At 70.9% G+C, this 18243-nt stretch carries 13 protein-coding genes and 1 tRNA gene; 9 read left to right on the forward strand and 5 right to left on the reverse strand.

What is annotated here, in order from left to right; translation table 11 throughout:
* Positions 1 to 30: 30 nt before the first annotated feature.
* Positions 31 to 1071: a DUF4142 domain-containing protein gene (locus tag EJ913_RS11735; protein ID WP_126997994.1), complete on the reverse strand. Its 1041-nt coding sequence runs from the start codon at positions 1069 to 1071 to the stop codon at positions 31 to 33.
* A gap of 461 nt (positions 1072 to 1532) precedes the next feature.
* Here EJ913_RS11735 and EJ913_RS11740 point away from each other — a divergent pair, with 461 nt between their 5' ends.
* The 4 genes from EJ913_RS11740 to EJ913_RS11755 all read left to right on the forward strand — a co-directional run bounded on the left by EJ913_RS11740 (position 1533) and on the right by EJ913_RS11755 (position 5848).
* Entirely contained in the window at positions 1533 to 3809 is a 2277-nt protein-coding gene (locus EJ913_RS11740; RefSeq protein WP_126997996.1) for an ATP-binding protein, read from the forward strand.
* A gap of 4 nt (positions 3810 to 3813) precedes the next feature.
* On the forward strand, positions 3814 to 4278 hold the full coding sequence (locus tag EJ913_RS11745) for a response regulator (RefSeq protein WP_126997998.1): 465 nt from the start codon (positions 3814 to 3816) through the stop codon (positions 4276 to 4278).
* The gene (locus EJ913_RS11750; RefSeq protein ID WP_126998000.1) at positions 4275 to 5714 is read left to right on the forward strand and encodes a sensor histidine kinase; all 1440 of its coding nucleotides are present in this window, start codon (positions 4275 to 4277) and stop codon (positions 5712 to 5714) included. The genes EJ913_RS11745 and EJ913_RS11750 overlap by 4 nt, the downstream gene beginning before the upstream one ends.
* Before the next feature lie 48 nt (positions 5715 to 5762).
* Positions 5763 to 5848, forward strand: a tRNA-Tyr gene (locus tag EJ913_RS11755).
* A 65-nt stretch (positions 5849 to 5913) separates the two neighbouring features.
* On the opposite strand, the gene EJ913_RS11760 is transcribed toward EJ913_RS11755, so the two are convergent.
* Entirely contained in the window at positions 5914 to 7362 is a 1449-nt protein-coding gene (locus tag EJ913_RS11760; RefSeq protein WP_244939330.1) for an MFS transporter, read from the reverse strand.
* Positions 7363 to 7661: 299 nt separating this feature from the next.
* Between EJ913_RS11760 and EJ913_RS11770 the strand changes: the two genes are divergently transcribed.
* Positions 7662 to 8549 (forward strand): LysR family transcriptional regulator, encoded by an 888-nt coding sequence (locus EJ913_RS11770; protein WP_126998004.1) that lies wholly within the window; start codon positions 7662 to 7664, stop codon positions 8547 to 8549.
* 6 nt (positions 8550 to 8555) lie between these two features.
* On the opposite strand, the gene EJ913_RS11775 is transcribed toward EJ913_RS11770, so the two are convergent.
* The gene (locus tag EJ913_RS11775) at positions 8556 to 9482 is read right to left on the reverse strand and encodes a LysR family transcriptional regulator (RefSeq protein ID WP_126998006.1); all 927 of its coding nucleotides are present in this window, start codon (positions 9480 to 9482) and stop codon (positions 8556 to 8558) included.
* 101 nt (positions 9483 to 9583) lie between these two features.
* Between EJ913_RS11775 and EJ913_RS11780 the strand changes: the two genes are divergently transcribed.
* The gene (locus tag EJ913_RS11780) at positions 9584 to 10879 is read left to right on the forward strand and encodes an MFS transporter (protein ID WP_211098938.1); all 1296 of its coding nucleotides are present in this window, start codon (positions 9584 to 9586) and stop codon (positions 10877 to 10879) included.
* An 18-nt stretch (positions 10880 to 10897) separates the two neighbouring features.
* On the opposite strand, the gene EJ913_RS11785 is transcribed toward EJ913_RS11780, so the two are convergent.
* Positions 10898 to 11521 carry a TetR/AcrR family transcriptional regulator gene (locus EJ913_RS11785; RefSeq protein WP_238521737.1) on the reverse strand — a complete coding sequence of 208 codons (624 nt, stop codon included), beginning with the start codon at positions 11519 to 11521 and terminating at the stop codon, positions 10898 to 10900.
* Between the two features lie 14 nt (positions 11522 to 11535).
* A complete protein-coding gene (locus EJ913_RS11790; protein ID WP_126998010.1) occupies positions 11536 to 12546 on the reverse strand; it encodes a LacI family DNA-binding transcriptional regulator in 1011 nt (336 codons plus the stop codon).
* 255 nt (positions 12547 to 12801) lie between these two features.
* On the opposite strand from EJ913_RS11790, the gene ptsP reads away from it, so the two are divergent.
* The 3 genes from ptsP to EJ913_RS11805 are packed head-to-tail and all read left to right on the forward strand — an operon-like array spanning position 12802 to position 18127.
* Positions 12802 to 15336, forward strand: a complete 2535-nt coding sequence (gene ptsP, locus EJ913_RS11795; RefSeq protein ID WP_126998012.1) for a phosphoenolpyruvate--protein phosphotransferase — start codon at positions 12802 to 12804, stop codon at positions 15334 to 15336.
* On the forward strand, positions 15333 to 16298 hold the full coding sequence (gene pfkB / locus EJ913_RS11800) for a 1-phosphofructokinase (RefSeq protein WP_126998014.1): 966 nt from the start codon (positions 15333 to 15335) through the stop codon (positions 16296 to 16298). The genes ptsP and pfkB overlap by 4 nt, the downstream gene beginning before the upstream one ends.
* A gap of 41 nt (positions 16299 to 16339) precedes the next feature.
* A complete protein-coding gene (locus EJ913_RS11805; RefSeq protein ID WP_126998016.1) occupies positions 16340 to 18127 on the forward strand; it encodes a PTS fructose transporter subunit IIC in 1788 nt (595 codons plus the stop codon).
* The last annotated feature ends 116 nt before the right edge of the window (positions 18128 to 18243 follow it).

The following is an 18243-nucleotide window of genomic DNA, read 5'->3' on the forward strand; positions in this document are numbered from 1 at the left end:
TCGGCATCCTTTTGCTGTTGAGGGGAAGGCTTACTCCTGGGTGCGCGGGGCGTCCGCGCCGGACTTGTCGGTGCCGGACTTGCGCGACCGCTCGCCGAGCGACACGGTGGTGTCCTCGTAGCGGAATTCCGGCATGGCCTTGACCTGGTCGTCGGTCAGCTGGCGGGCGACGACGCGCTCGCCGGTGGTGTCCAGCAGCGCGTAGTCGAGGGCGATCTGCTTGGCGCCGATGCCCAGCACGCCGCCCCGGTTGAGGATCACCGCCGTGGCGGCGCCCGACTGCGGGTCGAGGATGACGTCGGACACGTCGCCCAGCTTGTTGCCGTTCTCGCCGTAGATGTCGGTGCCGATCAGGTTGTTGAAACTGACCTTCTGCGGAGCCTGGGCGGCGTTCGCCAGCGTGCCATCGGGCAGGACGCTGCTCGTCTGCATGCCGTGCGTTCCCTCGTTCGGGGCGGTCGAGGCGACGGACGGCAGCAGGGTCTGCACGTGGTGCAGATGCTCCTGCAACGTGGGCAGGGTCTTCTGCGCGAACTGCTTCAGGTCGTTGTCCTGGCCTTCCTTGATCTGGGTGTCGAACAGGGCGACGGCGGTCCGGTGCGCGTCCAGCTGGCCCTGCACATAGGCGGAATCGAAGGCGGCGCCGGACAGCCCGCTCAACCGGTCGAGCTTCTGCTTGTGCTCGGCGTCGAGCGCCGTGGGCAGCGCGACCGACTTGGTCTTGGCCAGCGACTTCATGGTCTCGGCGGTCTTGCCGTGGTCGGTGACCATGCTGCGGCCGAGCGTCTTGACCTCGGCCTTCTGGCCCTTCTCGGTGGCCAGCTTGCCCGCCTGGATCTCGAACTGGTCGCTGATCGCGGCCTTCTCGACGAAGCCGCGGTCCTGCGCCGACAGTTGGCCCTGGCCTGGAGCGGCTTGACTGGGAGCGGCTTGACTGGGAGCGGCTTGACTGGGAGCGGCCTGGGTGGGCGTGGCCGGCGGGGCGGTCGGGTTCGGCTGCTGCGCCATGCCGATGGCGGGCGTCGCGAGCAGCACGACCGTCGCGGCGGTGAGCAGGAGCTGACGTTTCATGGTGGCTTCCCCTTGGCTTGAAGCTGGTGGACCGGTCCGGCGCACGCTGCCGCGCAGCGCCGATCATCCCTCTTCAACCCGTGGGAGGCTCCGGCGTTCCCTGGTAAGCCGGGTTCGCAAGGTGGAGTGCGGTTGCCCCGTCCCGAATCCCGCAATCGGCAAGGTGGTGGCGGCACCTGTGCAATATTCATTCTCACGATCAAAGGATGAGGCAAGGCACGTCATCCGATTCGTGCCGCGAAAGACCCAGAGCACCGAGTGGGTTTTTGGAAAACATCGGTATATCGCCGAAAGTTATATGACTTAACCTATGTTAAGGCGATTTTTCGTTGTGAGAATTGTTTATCCCCTTCCGCCGGCTTTCCGTTATTCTCCCGTTCCATCCGGTTCGCCGTTGTTCCGAAGCCCTGGCTTCCCGGACCGCAACGACGTTCAGGCCCAACGGAGAGCAGCGGCTGACCGTGACGACGACCGTTTCGAACGACACCACCTTCCATGATTCCGAAGCCTGCGCGCGGGAGCCGATCCACATCCCCGAAAGCGTCCAGCCACACGGGCATCTTCTGGTGTTCTCCGGCGCGGATCTGCGCCTGCTGAGAGCCAGCGCGCGGGCCGGCGAGGCGCTGGGCGTGGAGCTGGAGCGCGCGTTCGGGCAGACGGCGGATCGGCTCTTCGCGGGCGAGGTCGGGGCCGAGCTGTGCCGCGGGCTGGGCCAGGCGCCGGCGCGCGAACCGATCCAGCTGGGCGTCGCGCATCTTCCGACGGGCAGTTTCCAAACCATCGCGCACCGGTCGGGCGATGCGGTGGTGCTTGAGCTGGAGGGCGTGCCGTCCGAGGGCGCGCGGACCCTGGAAAGCCTTTACCCCGATTTGCGCAAGAGCATCCACAGCCTCCAGAGCGCCACCGACCTGGGCGGCCTGATGGCGCAGACGGCGGTGGCGGTGCGCGCGCTGACCGGCTTCGACCGGGTGATGGTCTACCAATTCGACGCGCAGTGGAACGGGACCGTCATCGCCGAGGACCGCAACGAGCGTCTCCCCTCCTACCTCGACCTGCGCTTTCCCGCTTCCGACATCCCGGAGCAGGCGCGGCGGCTCTACGCGCTGAACCGGCTGCGCCTGATCGCGGACGCGCGTTACGCCCCGGTGCCGATCCTGCCGCCGGTCGGCGAGGGGGGCGGGGAGGGGGAGGCGCCGCTCGATCTCGGCTTCGCGGTGCTGCGCAGCGTCTCGCCGGTGCACCGCGAATACATGCGGAACATGGGCACGGCGGCGTCCATGTCGATCTCGGTGATGGACGGCGACCGCCTGTGGGGGCTGATCTCCTGCCACCACGCCGGCCCGCGCCAGCCAGCCTTCTCGGTCCGCACGGCCTGCGACCTGCTGGGGCAGGTGCTGTCGATCAAGATGACCGCGCTCGACCGGGGCGACGCGGCGGAGCACCGCATCCGGCTGAAACGCATCGAGGCCCGGCTGCTCGCCCACATGGCGGCGGCCGAGCATTTCGTGACCGGGCTGGTCGAGGCTCATGACGATCTGCTGACGCTGGGCGACGCGGAGGGGGCCGCCATCCTCTTCGAGGACCGCTGCCATCGGATCGGCCGCACGCCGCCGGAAGCCATGATCCGTCGCATCGCCCGGCGTCTCAGCGAACGGGGCGAGGACGAGGTGTTCGCCACCGACTCCCTGGTTTCGCTCCTGCCGGAGGCGGAATCCTGCACGGACACCGCCAGCGGGCTGCTGGCGATCTCCATCTCGCAGCTTCATCCCAGCTACGTGTTCTGGTTCCGGCCCGAGGTGGTGCGGACCGTGAAATGGGGCGGCGATCCGCACAAACCCGCCGCTCCGGCCGGCGCGGCCCTGTCGCCGCGCCGCTCCTTCGAGACCTGGAAGGAGACGGTGCGGCTGCAGGCGATGCCCTGGCGCGCCGGGGAGATCGAGACCGCGCGCGATTTCCGCAACGCCATCGTCGGCATCGTGCTGCGCAAGGCGGAGGAGATGGCGGCGCTGAACGTCGAACTCCAGCGCAGCAACAGCGAACTGGCGGCCTTCTCCTATTCCGTGTCGCACGACCTGCGCGCGCCCTTCCGCCATGTGACGAGCTACGCCGAACTGCTGCGCGCCCGCGCGGCGTCCAAGCTCGACACGCGGGAACTGCATTATCTGGACACCATCATCGACGCGGCGACCTCCGCCGGCCAGCTGGTGGACGGGCTGCTGCAATTCTCGCATCTCGGCCGGGCGTCGCTGACCTTCGTCGACATCGACATGAACCGGCTGGTGGTCGAGGTCCGCCGCCTGCTGGCGCCCGAGGCGGAGGGGCGCGCCATCCGCTGGACGGTGGAGGATCTGCCCACGATCCAGGGCGATCCGATGATGATCCGGCTGGTGATGCAGAACCTGCTGTCGAACGCCATCAAATACACCCGGAACCGGCCGGACGCCGCCATCCGGGTCGGCTGCCATGCCACGCCCGACGCGTTCGAGATCGTCGTGGAGGACAACGGCACCGGCTTCGACATGACCTACGCGCACAAGCTGTTCGGGGTCTTCCAACGCCTGCACCGCGAGGAGGAGTTCGATGGGATCGGCATCGGCCTCGCCAACGTCCGCCGCATCGTCGAGCGCCACGGCGGTCAGATCCGGGCGGAGGGCAAACTGGAACAGGGCGCGACCTTCACCGTTTCGCTTCCCCGGTCGCAGCCCCGGCCGTTGACCATTCTCGATTCCAAGGTATGACTCGATGGCCGAACTGAAACCCATCCTGCTGGTCGAGGACAACCCGAAGGACCTGGAGCTGACCCTCGAAGCCTTCGAGGAGGCGCAGCTGGCCAACGACATCGTGGTCGCCCGCGACGGCGCGGAGGCGCTCGCCTACCTGATGCCGGAAGGCGGCGAATCCCCGACCGATTTCAAGCGGCCGGCGGTGATCATCCTGGACATCAAGCTGCCCAAGATCGACGGCATCGAAGTGCTGCGGCGGATCAAGTCGAACGACGCCACCCGCCAGATTCCGGTCGTGATGCTGACCTCGTCCAAGGAGGAGGAGGATCTGGTGCGCAGCTATCACCTCGGCGTCAACGCCTTCGTGGTCAAGCCGGTGGGCTTTCGGGACTTCTTCGACGCGATCCACGGCCTGGGCAGCTTCTGGGCCATCCTGAACGAACCGCCTCCGGGCAGCCATCGGCGCGGCGGTTCCAAGGCATGATGTCGATGATCCATGAGGCGACGACCGATGAGGGCGTGGTGCGCTGCCGTGTGCTTTTGCTGGAAGACAGCCCGATCGACGCCGATCTCGCCCGCGCCCATCTCGACCATGTGGACGGATTCTCCTTCGAGATCGAGCATGTCGTCTCGCGCCAGTCCTTCCTCGACGCGCTGGAGCAGGGCGGGCCGTTCGACCTGATCCTGTCGGATTTCGCGCTGCCCGATTTCGACGGGATGCAGGCGCTGGATCTGGTGCGGGAACGCCTGCCGGAAACGCCCTTCATCTTCGTCTCGGGCGTGCTGGGGGAGGAGAACGCGATCGAGGCGCTGAAGCAGGGCGCCACCGACTACGTCGTCAAGCTGCGCATGCAGCGCCTGCGGCTGGTCGTGCGCCGGGCGCTGATCGAGGCGCGCGACCGCGACCGGCTGCGCAGCGCCGCCCAGGCCTTGCAGGACAGCGAGGCGCAGCTGCGCTACGCCCTCCAGGCCGGTCGGCTCGGCGCCTGGGAACTCGACCTCGCCACCGGGCGGATGCAGGTCTCCGACATCTGCGCGGCCAATTTTGGGCTTTCGGACGGGCGCGGCCTGTCCTCCTACGAGACGCTGAAGGCCTGCATCCTTCCCGACGATCTGCCGGGCCAACAGCGCGCCGTGCAGCATGCCATCGACGCCCACGAGGATCTGGACGTCGAGTACCGCAACGTTTGGCCGGATGGCAGCGTGCACTGGGTGCAGGTGCGTGGGCGCGCGGTCTACGACCGCAACGGCACGCCCACCCGCATGATGGGCATCTCCCTGGACGTCACCGAGCGCAAGCAGGCGGAGGAGCGGCAGAACCTCCTGCTGGAGGAGTTGAACCACCGGGTCAAGAACACGCTGGCCATCGTCCAGTCCATCGCCGCGCAGACCCTGCGCTCGGCGGGATCGCCGGCGGCCTTCACGGAGGCCTTCCAGGCGCGTCTGCGGATCCTGTCGCAGGCCCACGACCTGCTGACCCGCGAGCAGTGGCAGGGCGCCTTGCTGGAGGAGATCGTCGGCCTGACGCTGGCGCCGTACCAGGGCGCCGGGCGGGTGCGCATCGGCGGCCCGCCGGTGATGCTGTCCACCGGCGTCGCCGTGTCGCTCCACCTCGCCTTCCACGAACTGGCGACCAACGCGGCGAAATACGGCGCGCTGTCCGTCGATGGCGGAAGGGTGGAGGTGACGTGGTCGGCGGATGGCGGCGAGGGTGACGGCGAGGGCAGGACGCTGACGCTGGACTGGCGCGAAAGCGGCGGCCCGCCCGTCGTCGCGCCGAATCGCCGGGGTTTCGGCTCCCGCATGATCGAGCGCGCGCTGCCCTATGAGCTGGACGGCGACGTGGTTCTGGCCTTCGCTCCGGAGGGATTGCATTGCGTTCTCGCCATCCCGCTGTCGCCGCGCGTCCGGCTGCGTTAGGGGCTTGACCAAGCCCCGGCCGAGCGGCTAAGTCTCTGCCGCCCCGATGGAAGGGTGGCCGAGTGGTTAAAGGCAGCAGACTGTAAATCTGCCCGCGTAAGCGTACACTGGTTCAAATCCAGTCCCTTCCACCAACGGCGCCTTGCCGGCGCCAGAGCACCAGCGGCGCCTTGCCGGCGCCCGACGCGATCCTTCCAGATCAGGACGCGTTTCCAAGGCGCGCCGCGCGGACGCGGCTTCCCACCCCGACGACGAGCGCGGCGACGACCAACCCCGTCGCGACCGCGAAGGTGATCCGCAGCCCGGTCGACACGGCCTCGGGGCTTGCCGTCGCGACGTCGGCGGCGCCCGACGCGAGCGCGAACACGGCGCCCATGGCCGACGCCCCGGTGACGAGGCCGAGGTTGCGCGACAGGTTGAGCATGCCCGACACCACGCCCCGCCGGTCCGCGTGGACATCGGCCATGACGGCGGTGTTGTTGGCCGTCTGGAACAGCGCGTAGCCGACGGTGACGACGACGATGGGAAGGACGTATCCGGGACTGCCGAGCGTCATCGCCATCGGGGCCGGCATCGCGGACAGGATGAGGCAGCCGGCGGCGATCCCGGCAAGCCCGGCGATGGCCGTTCGCCCGGCCCCGAAACGGTCGGCGAGGCGGCCGGCCGGCACGCCGGCCAGCGCGGCGGCGAGCGGACCGGCCGACAGCGCGAGCCCGACCGACGCCGCGTCGAGCCCCATCCCGCCCGCCAGATAGAACGGCCCGACCACCAGAGTCGCCATCATCACCGTCGAGACCAGCGCGCTCATGGCGAGGCCGGGGCCCAACGCCGGATCGCGGAACAGCGCCGGCCGGATAAGGGGCGACGCGGCCCGCGCCTCGACGCGCAGGAAAAGGCCGACGCCGATGGCGGCGGTCAGCAGCAGACCCAGATTGAGCGCACCGAACCGGCCGTGTCCCATCGTCATGGCGAGCGCGTAGGCCGCCAGCGTCAGAGCCAGCAGCAGCGTTCCCGCCCGGTCGAACCCCGCAGCGTTCCCCGATCCCCGGCGGTCGGCCGGCAGCGTGCGGTGCGCGAGGAGAAAGGTCAGGACGCCCAGCGGGATGTTGACGAGGAAGATCGCCCGCCATCCCGGCCCGGCGATCAGGGCGCCGCCGAGCGACGGGCCGAGCGCGGTGCCGATGGCGGACATGGTTCCGAGCAGCCCCATGGCGCTGCCGGCCCTCGCCTTCGGAACGGTTTCACCGACGAAGGCCATGGCGAGGGCCATCAGGACGGCGGCGCCGGCCCCCTGCGCCGCGCGGGCGGCGATCAGCAGCCACAGCGTGGGGGCGACGCCGCACAGGGCCGATGCCGCCGTGAACAGGGCGATGCCGCCCAGCATCAGCCGTCGCCGGCCGATGAGGTCGCCAAGCCGCCCGACGCCGACGATCAGCGTGGTGATGGCGAGCAGATAGGCGAGGACCACCCATTGCACGGCCTGGAAGGGGGCGGCGAACGCCTGCGCCAGCGTCGGCAGGCCGACATTGGCGATGCTGGTGCCGAGCGAGGGCAGCAGCATGGACAGCGAAAGGCCGGCGAGTGCCCAGCGGACCGGCGCCGTCCGTTCCATGTCTTCCGCGACGTTTCCCGCGATGATTGGCTTCACTTTGAACTCCATGTTCCAACGGCTGCGCGGAACGCTAGCTGGTGGCGGGACATGGCGGAACGCGCAGCGTTTGCAGGGTATTCGTGCGTTTGACGCCCTATCTGGGTCGGTCCGTGTTAAGCAGGGCTGGATGGGTTCGGCCACGGTTGCCCCCTCCCTAACCCTCCCCCGCTAGCGCGGGAGAGGGAACTCCGCCGAACGCCGACAAGGGTCCGGCCCCCTCTCCCGCCACAGGCGGGGGAGGGAGGGGGTGGGGGCAACCGTGGCCGAACCTCCACAACCCCGCTCAGGATCCCCCCATGGTGACCCCCGACCTCAACCTGCTCGTCACCCTCGACGTCCTGCTCGCGGAGGGCAGCGTGGCGCGCGCGGCGCGGCGTTTGCGGCTCAGCCCCTCGGCGATGAGCCGGGCTCTGGCGCGGCTGCGGGAGACGACGGGGGATCCGTTGCTGGTCCGGGCCGGGCGCGGCCTCGTTCCCACCCCGCGCGCGCTCGAACTGCGCGATCTGGTGAGCCGGCTCGTGCAGGACGGCGAGGCGGTTCTGCGGCCCGCCGAGGCGCTCGACCTCGCCAAGCTCGTGCGGATTTTCACGCTGCGGACCAGCGAGGGATTCGTGGAGACCTTCGGGCCAAATCTCATCGCGCGCGTCGGCGCGGAGGCTCCCGGCGTGCGGCTGCGCTTCGTGGCCAAGCCGGACAAGGACAGCACACCGCTGCGCGACGGGAGTGTCGATCTGGAAACCGGCGTCGTGGGAAAGGCGATGGGGCCGGAGGTCCGCGCGCAGGCCCTGTTCCATGACCGCTTCGTCGGCGTCGTGCGGCCGGGCCATCCGCTGAGCCAAGGCGCGGTCACGTCCGCGCGCTACGCCGCCGGCCGGCACGTTCTGGTGTCGCGGCAGGGGCACGACAAGGGACGGGTCGACGACGCCCTGAACGCGCTTGGGCTGGAGCGGGAGATCGTGACGATCGTGGCCGGCTTCTCGACCGCGCTGGCGCTCGCCCGCTCCACCGACCTGATCGCCAGCGTCCCCGAACGGCACACGGCGGCCCTGCGCGCTGGAATGCACAGCTTCACCCTTCCGGTCCCGCTGCCGGAGATCACGGTCTCCCTGCTCTGGCACCCGCGCCTGGACGCCGACCCGGCGCATCGCTGGTTGCGCGCCTGCGTCCGGGAGGTCTGCGCGTAGCGCGGCTTACGCCGGCGTCGGGCTGGCCCAGACGTCCCGCTCGACGTGGTCGCGCAGGATCGTGGTCAGAACCTCGCCGGCGTAGCGCGCCGCGCGCGACACCTGACGGTCCGAGGGATAGGCCAGCACCAGCTGCCGCGTCGGCGCCGGGTCGGTGAGGGGCGCGGCCGTGAGCCGTCCGGCGGCCACGTCCTCGTGGATCGGCGTGAACGGAAGGATGGTGCAGCCGTGGCCGTGCCGGACCAGATCCTTGAGGGCCGTGTAGCTGTCGGTCTCGACGATCACGTTCAGCGCGACGCCCGCGTCGAGCGCGGCCTTCTCCAGGATCACCCGCAGGCCCTGGCGGAGGCTGGGCAGCAGAAGCGGTTCGCGGGCGGCCTCCCGGAACGGCACCGGGCGGTCCTTCGCCAGCCCCGCGCCGGGGGGGCCGATCAGGAACAGGCGTTCCCGCATCAGCGGCTGGGAGCGCAGCGCGTAGGTCGCGCGCGGGTCGTACAGCATCGCGAGGTCGATCTCGCCCCGGTACAGCCAGTCCAGGAGATAGCCGCTGTAGGCGCTGACCAGCTGCACCATGACCTTGGGATGCTGGGCGCGGAAGGCCGCGACCAGCGGCACCGAGACGATGTCGGCGACGGTCGGCGGCAGGCCGATGGCGACATGGCCGCTGAGCGCCGTGCCGGGGCCTGCGGCGCTGGCCTTCAGCTCCTCCAGGGCGGCGACGACGCGGGTGGCGTGTCGGAGCGTGTCCCGCCCCTCGTCGGTCAGCGCCATGCCCCGGCCGTGGCGGTCGAACAGGCGGACCCCCAACTCCTCCTCGAGCAGGCGGATCTGCCGGCTGAGCGCCGGCTGGGCGATGCGGAGCCGCCCGGCCGCCTTGTTGAGGCTGCCGAGTTCGGCGACGTGGATGAACGTGCGGAGCTGGGCGATGTCCATGGGACTTATAAAATAGCGCGATAGCTGATTGAGGTAAATTGCTGACGTGCGATAGCTGGAGGTCCGATAGAGTCCGGCCTGTCGGAAAGGAAAGGCCCGCCGTGACCACCGCGTCTCTCGCCCAGCCCACCCTCTCACAGCCCAGCGGGGGGATCGCCCCCCAGCCAAGCCAAGCCGTCTCTTCCCGAACACGCTCCCCGGACTCGCCGGCCGTCTGGACCGAGCCGGGCACGGCGAGTTTCCAGCGCGTCAGCGTCGCGCTGTTCCTGGCGGGCTTCTCGACCTTCTCGCTGATCTACGCGGTGCAGCCCCTGCTGCCCAGCCTCGCGGCCGAGTTCCACCGCAGCCCGTCCGAAAGCTCGCTCGCCCTGTCGGTGACGACGGGCTGCCTGGCCTTCGCCATCCTGTGCGCCGGGGCCGTGTCGGAATCGGCCGGGCGCCGGGGGCTGATGTTCGCCTCGATGGCGGCGGCGGCCATCCTCCACATCGCCAGCGCGGCGGCGCCGGACTGGCGCATGATGCTGGTCCTGCGCGCGCTCGAAGGGATCATGCTGGGCGGCGTGCCGGCGGTCGCCATGGCCTATCTGGCCGAGGAGGTCCAACCCAAGGCGCTGGGCGCCGCCATGGGGCTGTATGTCGGCGGCACCGCCTTCGGCGCCATGATGGGGCGGCTCGGCATGGGCGCGCTCACCGAATTCACGTCCTGGCGGGTCGCGCTGGGGGCGCTGGGGGTGATCGACCTCGTCGTCGCGCTCGGCTTCGTCCTGCTGCTGCCCAACTCGCGGAACTTCGTGCGGCGGCCGGGCGCCGGCTTCGCGCATCACCGCGCCGCGTGGCTCGGCCACCTGCGCAGCCCCGGCCTGCCGCTGCTGTTCCTGACGGGCTTCCTCGTGCTGGGGGTCTTCGTCGCCACCCTCAACTATCTGACCTTCCGGCTGGCCGCGCCGCCCTACGGGCTCGGGCAGGGGCAGGTCAGCGTGATCTTTACGGTCTTCCTGTTCGGCGTGGTGGCGTCCCCGCTGGCGGGCCGGATGGCGGACCGGGTGGGCCGCGGGCTGGTCCTGGTGGTCGGTGTGCTGGTCATGGCGGCCGGCACGGGGCTGTCGCTGCTGCCCTCGCTTCCCGGCGTGATCGCCGGGGTGGTCGCGGTGACGATCGGCTTCTTCATCGCGCATTCGGTCGCCAGCGGCTGGGTCGGCCGGATGGCGGCGGGCAACAAGGGGCACGCCGCGTCGCTCTACCTGCTGTCCTACTATCTCGGGTCGAGCGTGCTGGGGTCGGCCGGCGGCTGGTTCTGGGCGGAGGGCGGCTGGACCGCCGTGACGGGGTTCAACGGCGCCCTGCTGGTCCTCGCGCTGGCCGTTGCCCTGCGCCTGCGCCGGATCGAGCGGCGCTGAGCGGAGCGGTGGCCAGAGTCAGTCGGGGCGTGGACGCAGCCCGTTCAGCAGCAGGGCGATGGACTGGCGGGCAATCGCGGCGGCGTCGAGATCGCCGTCGGGGCGGTACCAGCGGGCGACCCAGCTCAAGGCGCCGGCCAGGGTGAAGGCGGCGACCTTGCTGTCGCAGGGCGCGATGGAGCCCTCGGCGATGCCGCGCTCGATCAGGTCGCGGAACTTCAGGTCGATGCGCCGCTTGAGGGCGCGCAGGGTGCGGCGGCTCTCCCCGGTCAGCGGCTCCTCGCCGACGCGGATCACGCACATGCCGAAATCCATGGTCATGACGCCGACATAGGTGGTCATCACCGCCACCAGCTCGTCATGCGCGCTGCCGCCATGGCCGGTCACCTCGGTCGAGGCGGTGTCGAGCATCTCCAGCCCGATCCGCACGCACTCGAACAGGATCTCCTCCTTGTTCTTCACGTAGTAGTAGATCGTCGGCTTGGTCACGTTGAGGCGGCGGGCGATGTCGTCCAGCGAGGTGGCGTGGTAGCCCATGTCGTTGAACGCCTGCGCCGCCGTCCGCAGCACGGCGATGCGCTTCTCCTCCCGCTCGCCCCGGCGGTCGGTGAAGGATGTCCACGGCTCGTCCGGCGTGCCCACGCTGCTTCCCTTTCTCATGGCACCGCCGCGCCGGCCAGGGACTTGGACCCGGCGGTGGAGCCGCGCACGACGCAGGTTCCCGACAGCACCACCTTGCGGGCCGGGCGGGCCGGGGCGTCGAGGCGCTCGAACAGCAGTTCCATCGCGGTGCGGCCGATGTCGTGGACGGGCTGTTCGATCACCGTCAGGCCGGGGCCGACCAGTTCGGTCCAAGGTTCGTTGTCGAAGCCGGCGAGGGCGAGGTCTCCGGGGATCGACAGGCCCAGGCCGCGCACCGCCTTGACCACGCCCATCAGCAGCAGGCTGTTGCTGACCACCACCGCGTCGGGCCGGTCCGGGCCGCCCAGCCAACGCGCGACTTCCGTCTCCGCCGCCTCGGCGTAGGGGGGGATGAAGCGGGCGTCCGCCTCCAGCCCGCGCGCGGCCATGGCGGCGCGGTAGCCGTCGTGGCGCTCGACGCCGGTGGTGCTGGTGTTGCCGAACAGCCCGGCGATCCGCCGGTAGCCCTGCGCGTGCAGATGATCGACCAGCGTGGCGGCGGCCTGCGCGTTGTCCAGCACCACCGCGTCGTGGCCGCCGGACGGCCCGCCCCGGTCGATCAGCACCACCGGGAAGTCCAGCCCAATTCCGTCGAGACCGTCCAGCGTGGTGCGCGTGGGTGCGAAGATCAGGCCGGTGATCCGCTCCTCCTGCATCAGCCGCAGGTACAGCAGTTCGCGCTCGGGGTTCTCGTCGCTGTTGCACAGGATCACCCGCATCCCGGCGTGGTAGGCCGCCTCCTCCACCGCGCGGCTGACCGCCGTGAAGAACGGGTTGCGGATGTCGGAGACGATCAGCCCGATGGTCTGGGAATGCTGCGAGCGCAGGCGCCGGGCCGACAGGTTGGGGCGGTAGCCGGTGGCACGGATCGCGTCCTCCACGCGGGAGCGCAAAGCCTCGCTGACGGGGCCGTTGCCGATGACCCGCGACACGGTGGCGACCGACACGCCGGCCGCCAGGGCGACGTCCTTGATCCCGACCGTCATGGATGCCCCTCCAGGCCGGATGAAAACGTTTCCATTGCCATGGCCGCAGAATCACCCATTTCCTGATGAGGCACAAGCCCGTTCGCATTCGAAAGCGTTATGTTGCAACGCAACAGCCGTTGACAGGGCGAATGTAATCGTTTTCAGTGTAATCGTTTTCAGAATGCCGCCAAGCGCCGCGCAGCGAAGGCCAAGCCCGCGACACGGCGCCCGAGACACGGCGAGAGACAAGAACAATCGGAGGAAGCACCCGTCATGGCCCCCGACACGCTCAACGTCCCGCTGCCCCCGGATCTGGTCCGGCTGGGCGCCAATCCCGTCGGCAAGGAGGAGGCGATCCGCGAGGCCGCCCAACTGCTGATCGCCAGCGGCTGCATCGACCCGGCCTACGCCGACAGCATGCTGCGGCGCGAGGGGGTGGCGAACACCTTCCTCGGCCATGGCGTCGCGATTCCCCACGGGATGGTCGAGGACCGCGACCTCGTGCGCCGCAACGGCATCGCCATCCTCCAGGTTCCCGGCGGCGTGCTGTGGAACGAGGGGCAGACCGCCCGGCTGGTGGTCGCCATCGCCGCGCGGTCGGACGCGCACATCGCGGTGCTGCGCCGCCTGACCCGGCTGATGCAGGACGAGGAGCGGCTGGCCGGCCTGTTCACCGCGACGGACCCGGCGGTGCTGCTGACCGCCCTGTCGGAGGACAGCGCGCTTCCAGCCGCCACCGGTCCGGCCGTCGATCTGGCGGAGCGCTTCGAGTGGACCGTCGATTACCCGACCGGCCTGCACGCCCGCCCGGCGTCGGTCTGGGTCGAGACCGCCCGCGCCGCGCCCGGCCGCGTCCAGGTCCGCCACGGCGACCAGACCGCCGACGCCAAGGCGCTGGTCGCGCTGCTGCAACTCGGCTTGCGGATGGGCGATCGGATCGTGGTCTCGGCCGAGGGCGCCGACGCGGCCACCACCGTCGCCCGGATGAAGGCCGCCATCACCCGGCTGACCGCCAAGGAGCAGGCCGACGCAGCGGCGGCCGAGCGCAAGGCCCGCGCGCCCGTCCAGGGCTGGACGCCGCCGACCGCGCTGCCCGCCGTCGCCGGTGTCGGCGCCAGCCCCGGCCTCGCCATCGGGCCGGTCCACGCGGTGCTGAGCGCCGCTCTGACGGTCCCCGATCGTCCGGAATCGCTGATCGACGGCGGCAACCGGCTGCACGAGGCGCTGAACCTGACGCGCCAGCAGTTGAAGGCGCTGGCCGACGACACCGCACGCCGGCTGGGTCCGTCGGAGGCCGGGATCTTCACCGCCCAGGCCGAGCTGCTGAACGACACCGACCTGATCACCCGCGCCTGCCAGTTGATGGTCGAGGGCCACGGACCCGCCTGGGCGTGGCACGAGGCGGTGGAGAGCGGCGCGGCGCGGCTGGCGGCGCTGCCCAACCCGGTGCTGGCCGCGCGCGCCGCCGACCTGCGCGACGTCGGCCGCCGGGTGCTGGCCCGCATCGACCCGAGCTTGCGCGGCGGAACCCTGCGCGACCTGCCCGACACCCCCTGCATCCTGATCGCCGAGGATCTGTCGCCGTCCGACACCGCCGGTCTGGACATGGCGCGGGTGATCGGTCTGGCGACGGCGCAGGGCGGCCCGACCTCGCACACCGCCATCCTGGCGCGCACGCTGGGGCTGCCGGCCATGGTGGCGGGCGGCGGAGGGCTGCTGGGGGTGGCGAACGGCACGCCGGCCATCCTCGACGGCCAGTCCGGCCGGCTTTATCTGAACCCGACCGAGGCCGACCTCGCCGCCGCCCATGGCTGGATCGAGGAGCAGCAACTCCGCAAGGCCCGGCAGGAGGAGCGGCGCGGCCTGCCCGCCCGCACCCGCGACGGCCACGCGGTGGAGATCGGCGCCAACGTCAACCGTCCCGACCAAGTCCCCGTCGCCCTGTCGCAGGGGGCCGAGGGCGTCGGGCTGATGCGCACCGAGTTCCTGTTCCTGGAGCGCGGCGACGCGCCCGGCGAGGACGAGCAGTTCGAGACCTACCGGGCCATGCTCGACGCGCTGGACGGCCGTCCGCTGATCGTCCGCGCGCTCGACATCGGCGGCGACAAGCAGGTGCCGCATTTGCACCTGCCGCACGAGGAGAACCCGTTCCTGGGCGTGCGCGGCGCCCGGCTGCTGCTGCGCCAGCCCGATCTGCTGGAGCCGCAGCTCCGCGCCCTCTACCGCGCCGCCAAGCACGCCAAGCCCGGCGCGCTGTCGATCATGTTCCCGATGATCACCACCCTGACCGAGGTCGAGACCCTGCGCGCCGTGTGCGACCGGATCCGCGCGGAACTCGACGCTCCGGCGGTGCCGCTCGGCATCATGGTGGAGGTGCCGGCCGCCGCCGTGCTGGCCGACGTGCTGGCGCGCCACGTCGATTTCTTCTCCATCGGCACCAACGACCTGACGCAATACGCGCTGGCCATCGACCGCCAGCACCCCGAACTGGCGGCCGAGGCCGACAGCCTGCACCCGGCCGTGCTGCGGCTGATCCGCATGACGGTGGAGGGGGCGGAGCGGCACGGGCGCTGGGTCGGCGTCTGCGGCGGCATCGCCGGCGATCCCTTCGGCGCGGCGCTGCTGACGGGCTTGGGCGTGCGGGAGCTGTCGATGACGCCCCGCGACATCCCCGGCGTGAAGGACCGCCTGCGCGACAGCAGCCTGACCGCGCTGCACGAGCTGGCGCAACGCGCGCTGGCGTGCGAGACCGCCGGCGCGGTGCGCGCGCTGGACGGGGGCGCGGCCGGGGAAGGGGGGGCGCCATGACCACCCCCGTCCTGACGGTCACGCTGAACCCGGCCATCGACCAGACCATCACGCTGGACGCCCTGCGGCCGGGCCACGTCCACCGGGCCAAGGCGGTCCGCCACAACGCCGGGGGCAAGGGCGTCAACGTCGCCAGCTGCCTCGCCGACTGGGGCGTGCCGGTGATCGCCGGGGGGCTGCTGGGCGCCGCCAACGCCGCTCCCTTCGAGGCGCTGTTCGCCGCCAAGGGCATCGCCGACGGCTTTGTCCGGCTGTCCGGGGAGACGCGGACCAACATCAAGATCGCCGATCTCGCCGGGGCCGACACCACCGACATCAACCTGCCGGGGTTGAGCGCCGACGCGGCGGCGCTGGAGCGCGTGCGCCAGTCCCTGCGCGACCTCGTGGAGCCGGGGGCGCTGGTGCTGCTGGCCGGCAGCCTGCCGGACGGGCTGCCCGCCGACAGCTACGCCACGCTGTCGGCGGATCTGGCGGCGCTGGGCGCCCGCACGGTGCTGGACAGCAGCGGCGCGCCGCTGGCCGCCGCGCTGGCGGTCACCGACGGCACGCTGCCCTACTGCGTCAAGCCCAATCGCCACGAGTTGGAGGACTGGGCCGGCAAGCCGCTGCCCGGCCTGCCCGATGTTCTGGCCGCCGCCCGCGACCTGAACCGGCGCGGGGTGGGCGTGGTGGTGGTCTCGCTGGGGGCGGAGGGGGCGCTGTTCGTCTCGGGCGACCGGGCCGTGCGGGGCCGGCTGCCGGCGGTCAACCCGCTGAGCACGGTCGGGGCGGGCGACGCGATGGTCGCCGGGCTGATCGCCGCCTTCCGGCGCGACTGTCCGCTGGAGGAGGTGGCGCGCCTGTCCATCGCCTTCGCGGTCGCCAAGCTCGGCCAGTTCGGCCCCAACCTGCCGGAGGCGGACACGGTGCGGGCGCTGGCCGCCCAAGTCACGCTGACCGATCTCGCGCCGACCGACCTGTAGAACGATCAAGGGCGGACCCGATCCGCCCAGGAGGAAGCACCATGGCGAACATGCTGGCCGTGATCGCGGCGGGCGATTTCAGCACCCAGGCCGTCCTCGCCGCCGAGGCGTTGCGCAAGGCGGCGGCCACTCTGGGGCACACCGTCACGGTCGAGCTGCGCAGCAGCCTCGGCATCCAGACCCCGCTCGACGCCGCCGCCGTGCAGGGCGCGCAGGGCGTCCTGCTGGTCGGCAGCGGGGAATTCGGCGAGGAGCGCTTCGCCGGGCTGAAACGCACCGTCGCGGCGCTCGACGCCGTGCTGGCCGACGCGCGGGCGGTGCTGGAAGGTGCGCTGGGCGCCGGCCCGGCGGTCATTCCGGTTGCTGCGGCCCCGGCCGCCGGCGCGACGAAGGCGATCGTCGCCATCACGTCCTGCCCGACCGGCATCGCCCACACCTTCATGGCGGCGGAGGGCATCCAGCAGGCGGCCACCGCGCTGGGCCACCGGGTCCGCGTCGAGACCCAGGGCTCGGTCGGCGCCCGCGACACGCTGACCGACGCGGAGATCCGCGCCGCCGACGTGGTGCTGATCGCCGCCGACACGCAGGTCGATCTCGCGCGCTTCGCCGGCAAGCGGGTGTTCAAGAGCGGCACCAAGCCCGCGATCAACGACGGCAAGGCGCTGGTCGAGCGCGCCCTCAAGGAGGCGACCGTGCACGGCGAGGCCGGCGACGCCGGAAGCTCGCCCCATCTGAGCGACGCCGTCGCCGCCGGCAAAGCGGAGCGTTCGGCCCAGCGCACCGGCCCCTACAAGCACCTGATGACCGGCGTGTCCTTCATGCTGCCCTTCGTGGTGACCGGCGGTCTGCTGATCGCGCTGGCCTTCGCGCTGGGCGGCATCTACGTCTACGAGGAATCCAACGCCGGAACGCTGGGCTACGCGCTGTTCCAGATCGGCGCCAAATCGGCCTTCGCCCTGATGGTCCCGGCGCTGGCCGGCTACATCGCCTTCTCCATCGCCGACCGTCCCGGCATCGCGCCCGGCATGGTCGGCGGCATGCTGGCCGCCAGCCTCAACGCCGGTTTCCTCGGCGGCATCGTCGCCGGCTTCATCGCCGGCTACGGCGTCGCCTTCCTAAACCGCCACATCCGGCTGCACCGGAATTTGGAGGGGCTGAAGCCGGTGCTGATCCTGCCGCTGCTGGGCTCGCTGCTGACCGGGCTGCTGATGATCTACGTCGTCGGCGCGCCGGTCGCGCAGGCGCTGGCGTGGCTGAGCGCCTGGCTGAAGGGCATGCAGGGCAGCAGCGCCATCCTGCTGGGGCTGCTGATCGGCGCGATGATGGCCTTCGACATGGGCGGCCCGGTCAACAAGGCGGCCTACGCCTTCTCCACCGGGCTGATCGCCAGCCAGATCTACACGCCGATGGCCGCCGCCATGGCCGCCGGCATGGTGCCGCCGCTGGGCCTCGCGCTGGCGACCAAGCTGTTCGCCGACCGCTTCACCAAGGAGGAGCGCGAGGCCGGCAACGCCGCCGCCGTGCTCGGCATCGCCTTCATCACCGAGGGCGCCATCCCGTTCGCCGCCCGCGACCCGTTCCGGGTGATCCCGGCGCTGGTGGCCGGGGCGGCGTTGACCGGCGCCATCTCCATGGCCATCGGGGCGGAGCTGAAGGTCCCGCACGGCGGGATCTTCGTGCTGCCGATTCCCAACGCGGTGACGCAGCTCGGCGGCTACATCGTGGCGCTGGTCGTCGGCACGGTGGTGACGGCGGTGGCGTTGCGGTTGCTCAAGAAGCCGGTGGCGGCGGTGGTTGAGAGTGGCAAAGCGACGGCGGCGGCGGTGTGACGAAAGCCCTTCTCCCCCTGTGGGAGAAGGGTTGGGATGAGGGGTATTCCGCCAGAGGCGGAACGATTTGCGCCCCCTCACCCCAACCCCTCTCCCACGAGGGGAGAGGGGCTTTG

Source organism: Azospirillum doebereinerae (assembly GCF_003989665.1).
Lineage (GTDB): Bacteria > Pseudomonadota > Alphaproteobacteria > Azospirillales > Azospirillaceae > Azospirillum > Azospirillum doebereinerae.